15 protein-coding genes are annotated in these 18,826 nt (G+C 46.4%); 3 read left to right on the forward strand and 12 right to left on the reverse strand.

Features of this window, described 5'->3' with window-relative positions:
- Positions 1–226: 226 nt before the first annotated feature.
- Entirely contained in the window at positions 227–1,216 is a 990-nt protein-coding gene (locus MKY28_RS21680; RefSeq protein ID WP_340936974.1) for an ABC transporter substrate-binding protein, read from the reverse strand.
- Between the two features lie 232 nt (positions 1,217–1,448).
- Here MKY28_RS21680 and MKY28_RS21685 point away from each other — a divergent pair, with 232 nt between their 5' ends.
- Positions 1,449–3,140, forward strand: a complete 1,692-nt coding sequence (locus tag MKY28_RS21685; protein WP_340936975.1) for a helix-turn-helix domain-containing protein — start codon at positions 1,449–1,451, stop codon at positions 3,138–3,140.
- A gap of 78 nt (positions 3,141–3,218) precedes the next feature.
- On the opposite strand, the gene MKY28_RS21690 is transcribed toward MKY28_RS21685, so the two are convergent.
- The 3 genes from MKY28_RS21690 to MKY28_RS21700 are packed head-to-tail and all read right to left on the reverse strand — an operon-like array spanning position 3,219 to position 7,210.
- A complete protein-coding gene (locus tag MKY28_RS21690; protein ID WP_340936976.1) occupies positions 3,219–4,571 on the reverse strand; it encodes a sensor histidine kinase in 1,353 nt (450 codons plus the stop codon).
- A complete protein-coding gene (locus tag MKY28_RS21695) occupies positions 4,568–5,242 on the reverse strand; it encodes a response regulator transcription factor (protein ID WP_340936977.1) in 675 nt (224 codons plus the stop codon). Before MKY28_RS21695 ends, MKY28_RS21690 begins: the two co-directional genes overlap by 4 nt.
- 54 nt (positions 5,243–5,296) lie before the next feature.
- Complete coding sequence (locus MKY28_RS21700; RefSeq protein WP_340936978.1) at positions 5,297–7,210, reverse strand: serine hydrolase domain-containing protein; 1,914 nt, start codon at positions 7,208–7,210, stop codon at positions 5,297–5,299.
- Between the two features lie 228 nt (positions 7,211–7,438).
- On the opposite strand from MKY28_RS21700, the gene MKY28_RS21705 reads away from it, so the two are divergent.
- Positions 7,439–7,804 (forward strand): DUF6713 family protein, encoded by a 366-nt coding sequence (locus MKY28_RS21705; RefSeq protein ID WP_340031913.1) that lies wholly within the window; start codon positions 7,439–7,441, stop codon positions 7,802–7,804.
- Positions 7,805–7,876: 72 nt separating this feature from the next.
- The gene (locus MKY28_RS21710) at positions 7,877–8,866 is read left to right on the forward strand and encodes a DUF4003 family protein (RefSeq protein WP_340936979.1); all 990 of its coding nucleotides are present in this window, start codon (positions 7,877–7,879) and stop codon (positions 8,864–8,866) included.
- A gap of 127 nt (positions 8,867–8,993) precedes the next feature.
- Here the strand turns inward: MKY28_RS21710 and MKY28_RS21715 are convergent, their stop codons facing one another.
- The 8 genes from MKY28_RS21715 to MKY28_RS21750 all read right to left on the reverse strand — a co-directional run bounded on the left by MKY28_RS21715 (position 8,994) and on the right by MKY28_RS21750 (position 18,822).
- Entirely contained in the window at positions 8,994–12,341 is a 3,348-nt protein-coding gene (locus tag MKY28_RS21715; protein WP_340936980.1) for an ATP-binding protein, read from the reverse strand.
- Between the two features lie 88 nt (positions 12,342–12,429).
- Positions 12,430–13,389, reverse strand: coding sequence for a substrate-binding periplasmic protein (locus MKY28_RS21720; RefSeq protein ID WP_340936981.1), 960 nt, complete (start codon positions 13,387–13,389; stop codon positions 12,430–12,432).
- A 2-nt stretch (positions 13,390–13,391) separates the two neighbouring features.
- Positions 13,392–13,607, reverse strand: coding sequence for a hypothetical protein (locus MKY28_RS21725; protein WP_017690588.1), 216 nt, complete (start codon positions 13,605–13,607; stop codon positions 13,392–13,394).
- A 48-nt stretch (positions 13,608–13,655) separates the two neighbouring features.
- Positions 13,656–14,387, reverse strand: a complete 732-nt coding sequence (locus tag MKY28_RS21730; RefSeq protein WP_340389059.1) for an SDR family oxidoreductase — start codon at positions 14,385–14,387, stop codon at positions 13,656–13,658.
- Positions 14,388–14,424: 37 nt separating this feature from the next.
- Entirely contained in the window at positions 14,425–15,168 is a 744-nt protein-coding gene (locus tag MKY28_RS21735; RefSeq protein ID WP_340936983.1) for an SDR family oxidoreductase, read from the reverse strand.
- Positions 15,165–15,470, reverse strand: coding sequence for a phosphopantetheine-binding protein (locus MKY28_RS21740; protein WP_340936984.1), 306 nt, complete (start codon positions 15,468–15,470; stop codon positions 15,165–15,167). The genes MKY28_RS21735 and MKY28_RS21740 overlap by 4 nt, the downstream gene beginning before the upstream one ends.
- A 39-nt stretch (positions 15,471–15,509) precedes the next feature.
- Positions 15,510–17,969 carry a beta-ketoacyl-[acyl-carrier-protein] synthase family protein gene (locus tag MKY28_RS21745; RefSeq protein WP_340936985.1) on the reverse strand — a complete coding sequence of 820 codons (2,460 nt, stop codon included), beginning with the start codon at positions 17,967–17,969 and terminating at the stop codon, positions 15,510–15,512.
- A gap of 16 nt (positions 17,970–17,985) precedes the next feature.
- Positions 17,986–18,822, reverse strand: a complete 837-nt coding sequence (locus MKY28_RS21750) for a GNAT family N-acetyltransferase (RefSeq protein ID WP_340936986.1) — start codon at positions 18,820–18,822, stop codon at positions 17,986–17,988.
- Positions 18,823–18,826: the final 4 nt, after the last annotated feature.

Consider the following 18,826-nt stretch of genomic DNA (forward strand, 5'->3'; position numbering starts at 1 on the left):
AATTGTACGAGATGTGCCGCAGAAATACAACAAGGAATGTGAGGAAACGGATTCACTACACATATAGGTATAGGATAACCGCTTAATGAATATGGCAGACAGATAAGGTGAAGTCTGATTGTACAAGCTGAGCCCATCTCAAAGTGTGGAGTAGAACGATAGTACAAAAAGAACAAAAAGAACCCCCTTGAACAGGAGGCTCTCGACTCTACTACTTATTACCGAACTATTGCTGCTTCATCATGGCAGGCAGTTCATTCAAAAATTCATGCATCGTGTAGGCATCACGTTTATTCCACTTTTGCTCCACTACATATACATGACCGTTCTTAACCGCAGGAAGGTCCTTCCATATGGCTGACTTCATCAGTTCGTCATTCTCAGCGGAATCTTCCCCTGCCCCAGCTGCCATCAGGAATACGTGATCCCCGGCAAACGATGGCAGACTCTCAAGTGATATTTGAGCCCATGGCATTTCTTCATCAATCGTTACCTTTTTCACCTCATCCGGTATATCCAGTCCATAAGGTGAGTATAAGTCTGCAGCCAGCCCTGTCGTCATAACATACAGCGTACGATTTGTGTTTAAAAATATCGTTGCCGTCTCATCCGGACCGATGTTCGCACTCTGTTTGAACGCATTCCAGGCTTGCTCCGATTTCGCATCATAATCGACCATCCACTGCTGTGCCTCTGCCTCCTTATTCAACAGGAGACCAAGTATAGGCAGGCGCTGCTCCAATGGAGCATCTACGTCGATTCCGACCGTCGGCGCCACTTTCGCAATCTGATCCAACTCCTCCCCTTGAGCGTGAAGACCTGTGATGATCAGATCTGGCTCAAGCTCAACCAGCTTTTCCAGATTCAACGGCGCACCAAGATCTTCAATGTCCTTGACTTGATCCTGATATATTGATTCGAATCGGCTATCCTGACCGACTGCATCTGCTCCAAGTACCAGCATGTCCCCGAAGGTTTTATTATCATAATAGACGATCCTCTGTGGATCAGTTGGAATCTCTACCTTACGTCCCAGATAATCCACGTAATCTTTGGTTTCCGGTTTCTCCGCAGCGGCTTCCTTTTCTTTTACGGTTGTCTGCTGCGTTGTTCCGTCATTTACCGACGCACCTTCATTGCTACTGCAAGCACTCAGGCCGATACTCAGCACCAGAACCGCACCAATAGACCATCCCCATCGTTTCACACTATACATGACGTTCTCCCCATTCACTCTGTTTTAGTGATAATCATTATCACTATCTTCTACCTATAGTAACGATCCCGCATAGGCGCATCAATGGACAATTCCAGGGCTTTTCAGACAATACTTAGCAGGTGTAACACCAAGTTATGTTCTATCTCGCCTATCAATTGGTTGAAAAAAGAGCGTATTTACACTATGCTATTCCATGAGAATTGTTATCAATTAGTAAGGGGATTGTGGCATGAAGCTTCTATTACATACCGATCAGGTACATGGAATCTATTCGCTTAGCGAGATTGATTTTATGGAGGAACCCCTCAGCATACTGCCTTCGCAAGAGCATCGTCTCCTCATTGTCGTTTCGGGAAACTTCAGGTTGGATCTGGGGGAAGAGACCCTTACTGCCATTGAAGAACAGTGTTTTTATATTCGACCCGGAGGCAACATTGTACTAACCAGGCAGGATCATGAGCCGTTCGCTGTCTATATGTTTTCTTTTCATGTAATTAAAGTTCAGGCTTCGTCCGTCTGGTTTGACACAAGTCCTGCCTTTGATGGAAGTACGTTGCGATCCGATCGTTCCTATTCCAGCGTGCACACCATTATTCAGGATATGACTCGTCAACGCCCCTATATCAACAAAGCAGAAAGCAATGCCTATCAACCTATGTTCCATATGCTGATGCTGTCTCTCTCTGAACAGAATACGAAAGCTCACTCTTTGGAAAATACCAGAGATGCCGTTAAACGCACCCTTATCTATTTGCAGGAACACTACGCCGAGAAAATTAAAGTGCAGGAACTATCCGATATATCCGGGGTCTCCTTATGGCAATACAATGAGCTGTTTCGCTCACTGACAGACAAAACCCCGATTGAATATCTAACCGAGATTCGTTTGAATCGAGCCAAGGAATTGCTTTTACAGACAGAAGAAACCATTGAGTCCATCGCCCATCAGGTTGGATTCAATGATCATTATTACTTTGTCAGACGTTTTCGTCAGAAGACCGGGTTGCCTCCTAGAGAGTATGCAGCGATGTATAAGCAAAGCGACAGGGACAAGGACATTCTTTTCCGTGACTCTACAGGAAGGCTATTAGAACTCCCCAAGGACAAATCACGTATCGTATATCTGGATCGCAATACAACAAGTGACTTGATGGCCCTGGATTTGTTCCCAGTCGGTAGTCCCAAGAGTCTATTAGGCCAATTCATCGATACCGCTCCAATGCAAAACACAACTGAAATCAGCTTTCCCCCCAAGCCTCAGGAGATTCGAAAGCTGAAGCCCGATCTTATTCTCGTCGCCAACTACTATGGCATTTCTCTGGATGAAATGAATACCATTGCTCCAACCATTGTGTTGGATCGTGAGCAAACATTGGATAGCCGCTTGCGGACCTTGGGCCAACTTTTCGGCAAAGAAAAAGAAGCGGAACGTTGGCTGATCCGCTATGAAGCCATGGCTGAATACATGTGGAATGTGTGTAAAGGTGCATTGGAACACGGCGAAAGTGCCACAGTTCTTGTGGACGGAAATGATGGAAATCTCTATGTCATGGCCTCTCAAGGTCTCACAAACACACTGTACCATGCCAATGGATTCAGACCTCCTCATGAAGTAGCGACATTAATAGAGCAAGGCGAGGCTTTTGTTAAGATCGAGGAAAGCGATTTTGAGCGTTATGTAGGGGATCGTATTTTTATGATTTCTGCAACTCGAGATGGGGACGTCACTGACCCTACTTCTTATGAGCGCGACGTGAGTTGGATGGAAAGCCCCTATTGGCGTGATCTTCCTGCGGTGTGTAACGGCAAAGTGTATCACGTAGGGCAGCATTGGAATATGGAGGGTGCGCTGGAACGTATGCAAGTGCTACATGCTTTGCCAGAACTGTTACGTAATCAATCCTACCCTGATAACTCGTGATGATAAACGAATCTGAAAACTCATAAAAAAAGAGCTACCAGAGAAATAACTTTGGCAGCTCTACATCCATTTTTGTAATCATCCGGAAGGCAAATGAACCATCACCGTTGTCCCCACGCCCACCTGACTTTTCATTTCGACAGTTCCGTGATGAAGCATCACGATTTTTTTGACGATGGCGAGGCCCAGACCGTTACCACTAATGCTACGATCGCGTGACAGGTCTGTTTTATAAAACCGTTCGAAAACATAATCCAGTTGCTCCGGCGCTATTCCAATGCCCGAATCGGTTATCGTGAAAAAGATTCCATCCACAGACTGGCTCGTGCGTATTTCGATACGCCCACCCACGGGAGTAAACTTAATGCTGTTGCCTAGTAAATTCATCCACACTTGGTTAAGCTGATCCTGATCTGCCCTGATTTTGATACCGTCCACCAATTCTAAATGAACTGGAATGCCTTTGGCTGACCATTGAGGCTCGCAAGTCACCACCACTTGCCTGATTTGCTCATCAAGATTATAGGTGGTTGTCTCGAACGGATGATGATCGGAATCCAGAGACGCAAGCTCCAGCAGATTATCACTAAGTCTGGATAGTCGTCCACTCTCCGTAATAATGATATCGAGGTAATAGTTACGATCAGCCTCCGCAACCAGGCTGCTGTTTTTCAACGCCATGGCAAAACCGGAAATAGAGGTCAGCGGCGTTTGAATCTCGTGAGATACATTGGAGACAAAATCCTGTCTCATCTGTTCCAGCTGTTTAAGCTCACTCGCCATTTCATTGAAACTCTGCGTCAATGCTCCCATTTCGTCCACACGTTTTGTTTGAATTTCCACATTAAAATCACCCTTCGCCAGTCGTTTGGTTGCCCGCGTCAACACCTGGATCGGCTTTACCAAATACCTTGCAGCAATAAGGATACAAAAACTTCCGATCAACAGTGCAAGCAATAACACCAGCAAAATCATCCGATTAATGATATTTTCGTTCTGCGGAGAATACTGCATAAACGTGGCTTGTGGTTCCCCTTTGTATGGAAAAGGAAGACCGATGAACGTCTGCTCCACTTCTCCGGGAGAACGATAGATCTGACCCTGCAACACCATTTGAACCACTTCTGGTGCAATTTCAACGGTCTCTGTATTGTCTAGGTCATAAAAGGTTACGTTACCCGAAACGTCATATAGATGAATGGGATAGGAGGATACTTTCACCATACTTTTGATGAAAGCATCCCTGTCGTCAGGTTGCGTTTGCTCATATAGACGGATCAGTTCCTCCCCTACAGAAATCATGTCATTCTGACCGATATGATTTACTTCTTTTTTGAAAAGGAAGATCCCGATGAAGAAAGAGGTTAGCAAGCTGAAAACAATGACGACCAGAAACGTGCAAATAATACGAACATATAAGGTTTTGATCATGTGATGACTAACCGGTAGCCCAGACTACGAGCCGTTTCAATCTGAAAATGGTGTGCATCACCAGCGAATTTTTCACGTAGTCGCTTGATATGAACATCAACTGTCCGGTCATCCCCTTCATAGTCACTTCCCCAGATCTTAATGATTAATTGTTCCCGGGTAAAAATCTGCCCAGGCTGGTTTGCCAACATGAACAGCAATTCAAACTCTTTTAAAGGCAAATTGATTGTTTCCTCTCCACGAATCACTTGAAAGCTACGTCGATTCAGCATAATGCCCCCTAGTTGAATGGTCTGGGAGGAGACAATCAGGTAACGTTTCAGCAATGCTTTTACTCTCATCACAAGTTCCAGCGGATCAAAGGGTTTTGTCAAATAATCATCTGTTCCCAACTGAAATCCCTTTACTTTCTGAGCCGATTCCCCTTTTACCGTGACCATTAGCAATGGCATATTCAGATCCATACGCCGGATCTCCCTGCATAATTCCCAACCATCCAATCGCGGCATCATAATATCAAGGATAACCAGATCAATTGGGGATTCCCCCACAATCTCCAGTGCTTCCGCACCGTCCTTAGCTACCACAATCTCGAATCCTTCATTACGCAAAAACAAGGTGATCAGCTCACGAATATGCACATCGTCATCCACAACTAGGATTTTGGTCATATGAAATGTATGCCTCCGATATCTATCTTGTTTCTTCCACTTGGGAGGAAGTCTTCAACCAAAATGCCAGCCCAGCAGGTTCCAATGATAGAAAAATAAACTCAAGATCACCGCTGCTACCATTACGAACGTATAATGCACACGCTTCAGTAACGTCCAATATTGGTTTTTCCATGCCAGGACGCTCATGATGAATATTGCCGCAGTCAACCCTACAAGGATAACCGGCATAAACAGATAGAGACGTAAAGATAGTGGAATATGGCTAAGCCGATCAATCAGATTCATGTTCAACACGAGAAGTGTTGCGCCCAAGGTTAATAGTCCCCATATAGATGTAATAGCTGACAACCGTACTGCCCATTTCTGCGCTTTTGGCATCGCTCTGATTTCGCGTCTGCGATAAACAAATCCATGCAATACAGTGATGAACAGAACAACCGAAATGCCGAGCAAGAGGAGCCAGAACTTCGATTGGTTCATTAACGGTGCAGGTTCCAGCGGCATTGGGTTTAATATATCCAGAAACAGATACGTGACCTTGCCCTCTGCATCGGTGCGGAACCCCATCTGATGTGTCCCTCCGACCTCCTGGAATAAATTCACGCCAATCGGAGTATACACTTGCTGATCTGCACCACTTCCAATAAACAGTCGGTTATCCGAAAACTCAATATTGATTTGAGTCAGAAAACTGAAAAACTTGTCGATCTTCGTGTGATTACGGCGTGTAAATTGATAGGAGCCTGCATATTTTTCCAGAGACTCCCCTAATTCGATAGAAGTTTCATTAGGCTGCTTAGTTGCATGTACAGGATAGTATCGGTCAAAAAAGGCTTGCGCCAACCCTTCTGCTGCCGTTCCGCCTTCCCCTCCACTATAGGAAACAAAGATGCCCACTTTTTTGTCCGGTACAAGATAAAGGGCTGTATTAAACAGCTCATCGGCCCCTCCATGAGAGATCACACGTAGCCCATTCATATTCAACTCGTAAAAGCCCAGATCCATGGCGGGTAAACGTTCATCAAACTGGAATGCCGGAGAATGCATGAGTTTGGCTGTTTCCGGCTTGAGCATTTGTTTATCTTCATATCGCCCGTCTTGAAGATGGGCAATCATAAAATGAGCCATATCGTTCGCCGACACGCTCGCTGATCCCGCAGGACGAAATCCTCCCTCATACGTTGGCCGTTTGGTTACAAACTCGCCGTTAGCTCGGGCGTATCCAAGGGCGGCATAAGGTTCCAGAGACGCTGGAACAGGCTCCTCTACCGTAGCATAATTCATGCCCAGCGGATCAAATATATTTTTCTGTATATAGTCATTGTAGGCAACACCGCTCACTTCTTCGACGATAAGTCCCGCGAGTGAAGCGCCATAATTGGAATACGACAGCATCTCGCCTGGTGGCTTAACCCGTGCAGGCATATGTTTCGCCATCGTTTCAGCAATAGAGACGGGAAGTTTCCCCGGATCGGTAGTGATCTGGTAACCTACACCGCCCTCCTCGAATCCTGCGGTATGGGTCATGAGATGGCGCAACGTAATCGGTTCCTCATAGGTTTTCGGTATTTTCACCGTTTTCAGATAAGTGTTGACGTCTGTATCAAGATCAAGCTTGCCCGCCTCAACCAATTGCATCACGGCGGTCCATGTGAACAGCTTTGTTGTTGAAGCAATTCGAAATAAGCTGGTTTGGGGATCAACGGGTTTATTTTCTTCGATGTTCGAATGTCCGTACCCTTTGGAGAGCAGGATCTTCCCATCCTTCACAATCGAAATGACTGCGCCTGGAATCTGTAAAGATCGCATTTGCACATCCATCATCCCATCCATGAATGCCGTTAACTGATCAGTATCCTCCAGATTAGCTACGACTCCTTGCTCCAATTTACCCGGATTTAATCCCTGATTGGATACTGCTGCCGATAGTGGCATGGTCCCTAATCCAGTTGCCTCTAATATCATGCCTAACAATAACACCAGTAACATCATTTTCCCAAAAATCTTTCTTATCAACGATGACATGACTTGTCCCCACCACTCCGCATATTTTTTTATACCTGTTCCTTACGCTTTCTTTCGAGAGCATATCAAGCACGTATGAACGGAGCGTGAATCTTTTTTTCATATTTTGCCAAATTAAATTACCTTTAGTAAGATAGGAACAGATTGAATAGGAAAAGGAGACTTTACATGCCTGACTTTTTACTGGTTTTATTTTTGTTTAACCTGTCTCTCTTTCTGCTTCACGAAATGGATGCCATCAGGCGGTCCGAGTGGAAATTGTTTATGGTGTTAAAAGATATGGAAGATGATAAAGCCTATAGGTATTTCACTTGGATTCACCTGCCAATGTATACCATCATCCTCTCTCTTCTTTTTAGCTCATATCAGACCGTTACATTTTGGGTGCTGGATATCTTTTTCATCATACATACCGTATTACACTTCTTTTTCGAAAAACATCCTCGAAATGAATTTAAAAACGGGTTCTCCAGATCATTGATCTACCCTATGGGAATAATCGCTTTAGTTCATTTGATATTCCTAATCATCTAATCTGTTTACACCGACAGAATGAAGGAAGCTGGAAGGGTATTGTTGAATAACAGTGAATATGGAGGTGTGCCTATGCAGCAGCATCATGCAGAACGAGTTGAATTATTTGTTTCCAATACCCAGATCATCAAGGAGTCGTTCAAATGGCAACATGCGATGATGCAACGTCTGGCTGCCCTGCTCTATGCAGCGGAGAATAAAACAGCGGATGGGGAAGCTATTCGTCAAAGCCATGAGTTGATTAAGCAAAACACAAAACTTTTCTCTGCATTCAGAGGTAATTCGGCCATTAGCATTGCTGCCATGCTCTCCCTTACAACGGATGAAGAGACGAAGCTGGCAGACACCTTGCATGTCTATGATTTGATGAAAGAGATCAAATTCCGCAACTCCGATTATCTGGTTATTGCCGCCTATCAGATCGCTACTCAGACATCAGCTGACCAGTTTCAACCTACGGTGGAGCGGGCCAAATTATTTTATGACGGCATGAAAGCAGAGCATCGTTTCCTCACTGGACAGGATGACTACATTTTCGCTGCCATGTTAGCTCTTTCCGACCTCAACGTAGATACTGGTGTGGCACGTATGGAACAACTCTACGGGGAATTAAAACCAGAGTTCTCTTCCAGAAACAGTGTGCAGGCGTTAACACAGGTACTGGTTCTTGGAAAGGATACCCCGGATGCAGTTGCTCGTGTGATTGCCTTAAATGAAGCTTTTCGCAAAAGGAATCTTCGAATGGACAAAACCTATACGTTAGCCTCTCTCGGGATACTTTCTCTACTGCCTTCGGACAGAGACTCATTAGTGGATGAAGTCGCTGAAACAAATGACTGGTTACGGACTCAAAAAGGCTTCGGTGCCTGGTCAATCGACAAACAGGAGTTGCTCCTGTTCTCGTCTGCTCTGGTAGCCATTCAACATGTGGAGAATCTGCGGAACGGTGTTCTTACGACAGCAATCTCAACCAGTATCACAAATATTATCATCGCCCAGCAGGCCGCCATGGCCGCAACTGCCGCAGCATCGGCTGCTGCCGCTTCTTCATCATCGAATTGACACTTAGAACTGACTCCCAAAGTGTTCCAAGCATAATAAAAAACGAGTACCGGGGTGAACCCTGAGTACTCGTTTTCCTATGGAACTCAATCATTTCCGACATAATCATCGAGATGCTTGTCTTTCCCTAATCCAGAACATACAGAGGCAACGTGAAATAAAAAGAACTCCCTTTTCCAACTTCACTTTCTACGTGTATGTTTCCATCATGATATTGAATAATTTCCTTCGCAATCGCAAGTCCAATACCACTGCCCTGAACCACATGCCGATCATGTTTCTCACGGAAAAAGCGATCAAATACAAAGGGAAGCGACTCTTCCATAATACCCGCTCCATTGTCCTCCACACGGATGGTAAGTCGTCCTGGAGAATCACCGTCATTTTCCCATTCCTCAATGGAACAATGAAGACGAATCATTCCACCTGCACCTGTATGCTGAATCGCGTTAAACACCAGATTGGTCAACACCTGAGTAATCCGATCCATATCAATCACGACTTGATATTCACTTCGCTGAGTAGTCGTAATGTTCATCTGAAATTCGTAGCTCATGTCAGCACGTGCGATGTCCAGCCTGAATTTGTCCTGAATGGTATCCATTAACTCCTGCAAGCTCATCATGATAAAGATCATTTCAGACTTGCCCGACTCCAGTCGGGACAACTCGAATAGATCGTGAATGAGACGGTTTAGCCCCAGCGCCTTCACTAAGACCATTTGCAGATATACTTTTTGATCCTCTTCATTATCCACCAATCCGGATACAATTGCCTCCACATAACCCTGAATCGCAGTCATCGGTGTGCGCAGTTCATGCGATATATCGCTCAGCAATCGTCTGCGTGACAATTCCAGACGGCCCATATCTTTATTTTTCTGCTCCAGCTCTACTGTACGATCCTGAATACGATGCTCCAGGTTGGTATTTAACTCGGATAACTGCTGATTCAACTCTTCAAGCTGTTGTGCGTTCAGACTCAGCTCCTGAGCAGACCTTTTTAACAACAACAGTGTGCGTACACGGCTTATGAGTTCATTACGTCCAATAGGTTTTGATATATAATCATTGGCTCCGGCGGCAAAACAAGCTGTAATTGTATCATCTCGATTACTTGCTGTCATAATTAGAATAGGTAACTCAATCAGACTGTAGCGCTCCCTGATCAATCCGCATAGTTCATATCCCGACATGCCGACCATCATCATATCCGTGATCACCAGATCGAAATTCTGCAACTCATTCATACGCGCTAGCACTTCAGTGCCACTGTTCGCAATTTCAAACACACATGCCAGTGGTGCAAGCTGCTGAATCACCACCTGCAGGTTAACGGGCTCATCGTCCACAATTAATACACGATAAAGTTGGATCTCCGATTCTTTCGCGGAACTGACTTCCCTATTAAGAGCATGTGAACTTGCTGTCTTAACTTCTGCAACAGAACGAAGGGTGCTTACGCCGTTCTGAATGGATTCATTGTTTTGCTTATTCGGTAGCGCAGTTGGAACATTCTTCTTATGCTGCCTGATGGTGAACGAGAAAAGGGAGCCCTGATTCACTTTCGACTGTACTTTAATCTCTCCTCCATGCAGCTCGACAAGTTGCTTGGTGATTTTCAGTCCAAGTCCGGTACCCGTGTTATCAATGGATTCCAGCTTTTCGAATGGATTGAAAATCATTGCAAATTTATCCTCCGGTATGCCAATCCCTGTATCCTCTACCTGAATTTCTATATCGCCCTGTACAATCCGTGCACGAATCACGATATGACCCGATGGTGTGTACTTGATCGCATTGCCGACCAGATTAAACAAAATTTGCTGCATTCGATTCTCATCTGCTTCGATCGGTGGAAAATGGGGATCAATTCGATTGTGTAATAGAAGATCCCTACCAGTTATGAGCGGTTTAACCACGGTGAGGACCACCTGAACCAATTGGTGCAGATTTATTTTGGTTCGATTCAGACGTACATCGTTATTTTTAAGAAGTGCATAATCCAGAATATCGTTAATCAGAAAAGACATACGTTGACCACTTGAGACGATCATGTTCAGATGCATTCGCTGGTTATCTTCCAACCGGTCATCCATGCTGTGTAGCAACGACTGCGTAAGCCCGATAATTCCGTTGAGCGGTGTACGAAGCTCGTGGGATGTATTGGCCAGAAACTCATCTTTTACCCGATCCAATTCAAGCAGGCGCGAAGATAAACGTTCATTGGTTTTCATGGCATTGGAAAATTTGGTGGATACAATAATCGACAGACAAAGAATGAGAAAGAGAAGACCATATGAGAAATAGATTCCTGTTTGAATTATACCGTTATTCATTAAAATATCATTCACTACGGTAATGAAGAATACGATGGTACCTGCCAGCATCCAGTGTGCCCCAGCAAGTTTTTTCATGGCAGCTCGGACCACATTTTGAATGATCACAATCCCGATCAGAATCGCGTATGCCTGCATGAACAACGCAAACTTCGTATATACCTGAGTAGGTGTGAACAGGATAAATACAGTGAACAGCACCCCTGGAATCCAAAATATACGTAATCGTTTGGACATCTCGTTGGGGAATATGGAGTAACAAAAAAGTAGAGCAAGTGGAGAGCTGCCCAAGAAGCCTAAATACTCAATTTTAAGGAATGTATCACCACTCATTCCCGGAATAAGCTCTGATAAAATGTACTGGGAATCAGAGCTGTTCTTCATGGCCAGCAGAATGCAGATCAGACCAAAATACAGAGACTCCCGATTTTTGCGCAACAATGCATACAACAGGATATGGTAGAGCCCCATAATCAACATGCAGCCAATAATCATGCTCTCGGATACCATTTTGTATTTCATGGATTGATTCAATTGATTATATTCACCGATCGTTAGAGAGCCAAACAGACCCGCTTTTCGATGTGTATAGTTCGAAACTTGAATGATAATATCAGCTTGAGTCTGCCCTGCCTCCATTCGGATTAGAGCAGGCACCTTATATGAAGAAGATTCCTTTAACGTTCGTCCGACAATCCCACTTTCGGATACCAGTTTGCCATTAATCCACAATCGGTGTGCGGAAGTTATCCCTGAGGTTAGTAATCCCAGCTCTATATCTTGCTCAGGTAAATCCACCACCAGACGATACGTGGCGAATCCCGTATTATCCAGCTTATGCCCACTGATTTCATAATTCCCCCAAGATTCTGGAACATTAACGTAACTTACCGGACCCGTTCGTTCACTGGCAAAATCCTTGGGCTCCAGCAATTGTTTCCAATAGAATGCCCACTCGCCATCTAACCGACTTCCTTCTCCAGAGGACAGAGCTTCACTGGTAATCGTTAAACGCCCATCCTGAACTTCTGCATTCATCTGATTAGAAGGTAATTCAATCAAGATCAGTACCGTAAAAATCAGAAAAAATAACATAACAGGGATGATGTAATACAGGAAAGAAGTACGTTTATTCATGAGATTCCCACCACTGTGTCCCCTCTTTTAACTGAATAAAAAACCGAACCACCGGGTTCATGCCTGTATCATAGCACAACCCTATTGTTCAGATGCCATAGTTTTCAAGCCGGCGCTGAATCTTCTTCTCCTGCATGTGAAGATACGTATTGATCCACTGGTGGAGATGCATGCGGCGCGGATCAAGGGCGATGGCAATATCGTCATCCTGATCCTCCAGCTGCACATATTGAAGGTCAAGGGAGTAGGCAGGATTCTGATCCAAATAACGTGAAATTTCAAAAGCATCATAGACTGCAGCGATCACTTCGCCTTGCCTCACACGATCAAACAATTCGGAAGTATTCTTGTAGGCAATCTGATTCTGCGTTGGGAACAGCTCACGTGTGAAGCCTACGTAAGACGTGCCTTGAACAATGCCGATCTGTGTTCCACGTTGCTGAAGCAGCGTTAGCACATCGGGAAATTTGTTTTTTTTGCCGAGCTCCGCAAGTTGAAGGCGGTTAATCAGCAGTGCTTGTTTGAAATGCAGATACGCATTGGAGAACAGTACTCGCTTCGCCCGCTCCAGGGTGATACTCAATTTGGATATGCCGACATCCACCTCCCCGGAAGACACCTGATCAATCACTTCATCGAAAGAATCCGCTGTTCGGATATACTCCGGTTTAACTCCAAGTTTAAGAGCGATGTCGTTGGCAAGCTCAACATCGCTCCCGCGCAGTAACCCTTCTTCATCGGTGTAAAAGAACGGATAACGGTCCTCTACCTTCAATCCAATCCTCAGCTTGCCCCTGCTCAAAATATCCCGAATATCTTGCGGATATCCTTCTAATTCTTCCGCAGTATAAACTCTTGGCTCACTTTCCTTAGCTGCCTTAGCTGCTGTGATGTCCGTTTCTGCTGCCCGAGACTGAGCCGTTTCAGTCTGCGGACTTACTATGGTTGATACAGCGTCTCGGGATACGCTTGTACAGGATGAGAGGATAAGTCCTATGGTTAACATGAACAACAGCAAGATGCACAGCCGGCCGTAACTTCTGATCATGGTTAGCCCCCTTCTCCTGCAAGTGGAAGCTGCGTTTTGCGAAAACAAGCTGCACATACGCTCATCTCGTACACTGCAATTCGAATGTGGCAGACTTTGCAACGCGCAATTGAAACAGTTGCCAGTCCACCGACAACCTCTTCCAGTTCTTCTTCCAGCAGTTCATCGGACTGGCGGTTCTCCTGCTCCGCATCGTTTCCATTCTGTTGATATCCCATCTTCTGCCTCTTTCGAAGATTACTGAAGCCGTATTGTCTCAGATCATATCAGAGAACAGACGGAATACCGTAACCCCACGTTATATTTTGACCACTCATGCCCTGACCATAATCAAGTAACAGGCCTAGACCTTGTACAAGCTCTTCCAATTCAGGCACAGAAGGTTTTAAGGTGAACATATCATAGATCTTCCTGCGACTTCGTCCGGCATTTATATGGTTCTCCATACGGTAGTAACCAAACGTTAACGTATTGACCGAGACTCGAAAAGGCGTCATCTCTTTGGCAAAGCTTTTGACATATGCCTGGGCACCCTGGTTATACACCGGAGAAGAAGGAAATCCACTATAGTGCATCATATCTGCCAGTATGGGTACGATCATCTGTCCACTCTGTTTACGCGCCATAAAATGACCTGCTGCACGGGTATATAGAAAGAGTTCACTTAACTGACGATGGCTGGTTAGAGCAAAAGCCGCCGGATCACTTTGGAGCTTAGACAGTTCATCCACCCAGCTACTGCCATGAATATAGAAGTCGAGCCCCTGCATATGCTCGGCAGATGCTGACAGTACGGATTCAATTCCCTTCATTGCCAGGTCCAGCGCAACGATAGTCCGGCAGTTCTTCTGGTCGTGCACAGACAGATCGGAATGAAACTGCTCTGCTTGTTCTGATGTGGCGAAGCTTGCTGTAATCTGCAAGCCACGATGTAACAAATATACAACCATCATCTGCATAGCTGTACTTTCTGCATGATGCACATACGCCGTTTTCATTAGCTTCCCTCCCTCTGATTCCAATTCAAGTTTGCCCTTAACGCAAAAAGCCGCCATCCAGTTTTAATGTCTGTCCGGTATGATAACGTGCCGCAGGTCCTGCGAGGTATATTACCGCCTCAGCTACCTCTTCCGCAGACCCTTGCCTTCCGGTGAGGGTGTGGCGCAGAAAATCATTCAGCTTCTCTTGCGACACCTCCCCCGTCATCTCGGTATCAATCATACCTGGTGCGACGGCACTGACCTGAATGTTGTGTGATGCATACAGGCGGGCATATAACTTCGTCAGCCCCATCAAAGCCCCTTTGGAAGCTGCATAATTACACTGCCCTTCCCGGCCGTATATACCGCTCACCGACACCAGGTTGATAATGCTTCCACTGTCCTGAAGAACCATGTAGCTGACCGCTTCCTGTGAGCAATAACAGGCACCAACATAATTGGTGTCCAGCACCTCATTCCACTGGTGCTCTTCCATCCGCAGTGCCATCTGGTCGCTCGATCTTCCGGCATTATTGATCAGGACATCCACACGACCAAATGTATCAAATACCTCTTTCATCACATCCGCTACAAAAGCATGGTCCGCAACAGAGCCCTTGAACAACTGCATCCGTCCGCCTGCTGCACTCACCTCTTCTGTTAGCCGGTCCGCTGCAGCGTCATCCCTGACATAAATGCCTGCCACAATGGCTCCCTCTGCAATGAATCTTAGCGCTATGGCCCGCCCTATGCCCCGTGTTACCCCTGTAACCACAACGACGTGATCACGAAAGGTCATTGGCCTCGCATTCCTTTGGTCTTTCTGGCCATAATCAGTTCGGCAATAGATTGCACATTTTTCAGATGAATCTGCAACTCTGTCGCGGGAAGGTCCTCGACCATCACGCCGTATACTTCTTCCATACCAACCATAACCTCAAACGCCTCCACAGAGTCCAGTCCCAGTTCTTCACCGAACAAAATCATGTCATCCGTAATTTCCTCTGCGGTGATGTCCTCCAGTTTGAGCCGATCAATTAACAACGTTTGTTTGATTGTCTGTTTGATCTCATCCATCTCTACCTCGTAATTCACTGTCATATGTGTAAGCCTCCTATAATTTTTTTCAATTAACACGGTTCACTCAGCGACGCTACTGACGATTGCCACAGAATAACTGCCATTCACTGTAGAGCTGATGGTCAAAATATGCTGATATGCAGATGTTCGCTCAGGCAGGCCCAGATGGGCGTAGGTACCTTTGGCAAGTTCGTGCATGACTCCCGGGCTTACAAGCTCTGCAGCCGCCGCGAGATGTAACATCGAACTGTACGATTCTCCATAGCCAGCCCATGCATTAAGGTTAATGATCGGCACAGATGGTACGGCCACAGCTTCCCCGATCGAAGATATGGCGCTCTGCTCTAACTCCAATTCACCGGGACGTCCCACTGAATTGAGCAAAATCAGATCCATTTGCCCCATGCTGGTTTCAGCTTCATGGAGTGCATCGGTAACTGCCCGGATCAACGCCTCGCTCTGTCTCGAAGCGTCATGTGCTGCGCCAGAAGCAACACCGAGTCCACTCAATTCCGCATAGATCCCGGATCGCGTCTGATCAGCTTCTTCCAGGTCACTGAGGACCATACAGACACTGCCTTCCGTCATCTCGTAACGGCTGTCCTGCAATCCCTTGGCCCGGTCGATATCCTCCGCAAGCTGGGATCGTTCATCTCCAGCACCAATCAGACAAGACGTCAGGGCTCCCTCTCGGATCTTGCCCGTTGCATACAATGCGGCAGTCAATCCCTCAGTGCCTCCTGTGCTGAAGGAGCTATTGAATCCCTTAAATTGCAATTTCTCAGCCGTCTGACCAGCAATGGAATTAATGACCGTATGCGGGAAATAGATCGTACTTGCATACTCCGGGCCTTTGACAAATACAGATTCCAGAAAGTTCGAAATACTGCTCGTGCTTCCTCGTGCTGTACCGTAGATAAAGCCCGTATGTTCCCGCTGAGACTCGCCCAGCGCTGCATCCTCCAGCGCTGCAAGGACTGCACCAATCGTATTCTGTGTGAGCTGGTTCATTCTGCGCTCATATTTGCTCTTATCGTAATCTTTTAAGGAGAAGAAGGACGTTTCCGTTACCTGTTTGGTATCCTTACCGAAAGCCCCGAGTACATTCCCCTTACGGATATCCCCTTTGCTGACGGCACCCACTCCAGTAATGACAACACGTCGTCGGGGGACTGCCTCGCCCGGATGCCCTGCAAGTGAATTCTCACGTTCAGGATTCTGCACGCTTGAATACCGCTCTTCTTCAATTCCATTTGTACGCAGCACAAGCGAAACATTGTGTCCTCCGAAGCCAGAATTGTTGCAGATCATATATGCCGGACGCATCGGACGCATCGAATGTTGAATGATATCAACATCCTCGCAGCCTTCGCGAGCTTCTTCAAAATGAAGCGTAGCGGGAACGTATCCTTGCCTGATAGCGTAGAGCGAGGTAACCAGCTCCAATGCAGCCGAAGTACCTAATGTATGACCAAAATAGGCTTTGCTTGAGCTGATAGGAATCGTCATATCGGGCCCGAAACTCCCCTGCAGACCGCTAATTTCAGCGCGATCATTCGCCTGAGTTCCAGTCCCATGTGCGTTGATATATCCCATATCCGTTTTGGATACTCCGGCAAGGTTGATCGCCATCTCCACTGCTCGTTGTATGCCTGCACCTTCCGGCTGAGAAGCCGTCATATGATGGGCATCGTTGCTTAATCCATAGGCACATAATTCAGCATAGATCGTAGCACCACGTTCAAGTGCGGCGTCCAGTCTCTCCAGAACCACAAAAGCAGCACCTTCTCCCAGATTCAATCCGTATTGGGTGCTGAAGGGTGAAGAGGGACGGGAATTAAGTGCACGGAGTACATTAAATCCGGCATATACACTATGCGACAATGGATCAGATCCACCAGCGAGCATCACATCGGCATACCCCCAGCGAATGAGATCACTTGCATAGCCTATGGCATTACCACTCGCAGCACATGCCGTATTTAACGTTGCGACCGGACCTGCCACACCCAGAACTCGCGCTGCATCATCGCCCTGCTGATAAAATGGGTACCGGGACGTATGATCAACGTCCAACTCAGACAGGTTCCACTGTTCTTCCAAAGATAGAACTCCACCGTTACACGTACCCAGCGTAAGTCCGATCCGCGCAGGAAGAACGGATGGCTTTCCACCTGTTCCTTTTGCCCTGTCGTGATGCTTCATGTTATCCCCATGTGCTATTGAAAGGCCACTATCGATTAACGCTTTCCTCGCAGCAGCGATGGCATACCGTGCACATAAGTCCATGGATAGCTCCGCTGTGCCTGCAAGTGCTCCTTCACGGATGGAATCCTCCAACTGACCTGCAAGTGAACTCTGTAACTTATCCGTGTCGAAGCGGGTTACTTCCCGAATTCCGGTCTCAGCAGCAAGCATACGCTCATATACCATCTGCGGGTGATCGCCAAGTGCGCATAATACGCCCATGCCTGTAATCACGATACGATCCTTCGTGTTGGTATTCTCTCTGTCGCTCATATTCGTCCTCCTCTCCTTATCCCAATCGGATATGACTGCTTCGCTTCTCACTCGTCTTCCAGGAATACGGTGCAAGCCACTGCCGGGAAAGCTTCATCATGATTGGTGTACTTTGGTTAACTGTGAACATCGCGTGGGGGATGCCTGCCTCCGTTTGAACCCGGATGGATCTGCCCAGCATCTGAAAAGCCAGACCGAACTTTTGATATTCCGGCGCAATATACAGTGCATCATACAGGATCGTGTCCTCGTCCAGTCGATACGTCATCGACCACCCCTGAACTCCCTGTGTAGATTGAATACCGAAGCTGTTGCTTGGTTCCAGGGGAGCAAAGGTTTTGAACGGAGACAAAAATGAAGGGAAATCAAGCTCTCCTGTTTCAATGGATTGTCTAAGTTGTCCCTCTTCCTGATCTGCCCATAGAAATAACTCCAGCCCATTGGGGATAGTTCGTTCCCTTAACCAGGTCGCCTCAGCAATTCCGCTTCCAAGATGGATATGGAAAACGACTGATTCACATTGCGGCTGTATCCAGCCTTCCTTATGCAATAAAGCTTCGATCGTATCCGACGAAGACTTGTCAGAGTAATAGCTCAGAGAGAGCGTAGCCATTTCTTTCTCCATACCTAAAATTCGTGCTTCCTGGAGCAACGATGTAGCGATTTTTTGCCTGCGCCATGGCTTCGATACGAAGATACACTGTAAGACTGCATGCCCGTATCCACCCCGCTGCTCAAGCACAAGCAGGCCCACGGGGACACCTTGCGATTCTGCTCCGATTAACATGAACCGTTCAGATTCCATTGGATCATTCAAGCTCTGTTCCACTTGTTTGTATAACCACTGAAACATGAAC

Origin of the sequence: Paenibacillus sp. FSL R5-0473 (assembly GCF_038004565.1) — a bacterium.
Taxonomy (GTDB): domain Bacteria; phylum Bacillota; class Bacilli; order Paenibacillales; family Paenibacillaceae; genus Paenibacillus; species Paenibacillus amylolyticus.

Coding starts and splice junctions, on each gene's coding strand:
- MKY28_RS21680 (WP_340936974.1), bottom strand. CDS start 1,216: ATGTATAGTGTGAAACGATGGGGATGGTCTATTGGTGCGGTTCTGGTG.
- MKY28_RS21685 (WP_340936975.1), top strand. CDS start 1,449: ATGAAGCTTCTATTACATACCGATCAGGTACATGGAATCTATTCGCTT.
- MKY28_RS21690 (WP_340936976.1), bottom strand. CDS start 4,571: ATGATCAAAACCTTATATGTTCGTATTATTTGCACGTTTCTGGTCGTC.
- MKY28_RS21695 (WP_340936977.1), bottom strand. CDS start 5,242: ATGACCAAAATCCTAGTTGTGGATGACGATGTGCATATTCGTGAGCTG.
- MKY28_RS21700 (WP_340936978.1), bottom strand. CDS start 7,210: ATGATATTAGAGGCAACTGGATTAGGGACCATGCCACTATCGGCAGCA.
- MKY28_RS21705 (WP_340031913.1), top strand. CDS start 7,439: ATGCCTGACTTTTTACTGGTTTTATTTTTGTTTAACCTGTCTCTCTTT.
- MKY28_RS21710 (WP_340936979.1), top strand. CDS start 7,877: ATGCAGCAGCATCATGCAGAACGAGTTGAATTATTTGTTTCCAATACC.
- MKY28_RS21715 (WP_340936980.1), bottom strand. CDS start 12,341: ATGAATAAACGTACTTCTTTCCTGTATTACATCATCCCTGTTATGTTA.
- MKY28_RS21720 (WP_340936981.1), bottom strand. CDS start 13,389: ATGATCAGAAGTTACGGCCGGCTGTGCATCTTGCTGTTGTTCATGTTA.
- MKY28_RS21725 (WP_017690588.1), bottom strand. CDS start 13,607: ATGGGATATCAACAGAATGGAAACGATGCGGAGCAGGAGAACCGCCAG.
- MKY28_RS21730 (WP_340389059.1), bottom strand. CDS start 14,387: ATGAAAACGGCGTATGTGCATCATGCAGAAAGTACAGCTATGCAGATG.
- MKY28_RS21735 (WP_340936983.1), bottom strand. CDS start 15,168: ATGACCTTTCGTGATCACGTCGTTGTGGTTACAGGGGTAACACGGGGC.
- MKY28_RS21740 (WP_340936984.1), bottom strand. CDS start 15,470: ATGACAGTGAATTACGAGGTAGAGATGGATGAGATCAAACAGACAATC.
- MKY28_RS21745 (WP_340936985.1), bottom strand. CDS start 17,969: ATGAGCGACAGAGAGAATACCAACACGAAGGATCGTATCGTGATTACA.
- MKY28_RS21750 (WP_340936986.1), bottom strand. CDS start 18,822: ATGTTTCAGTGGTTATACAAACAAGTGGAACAGAGCTTGAATGATCCA.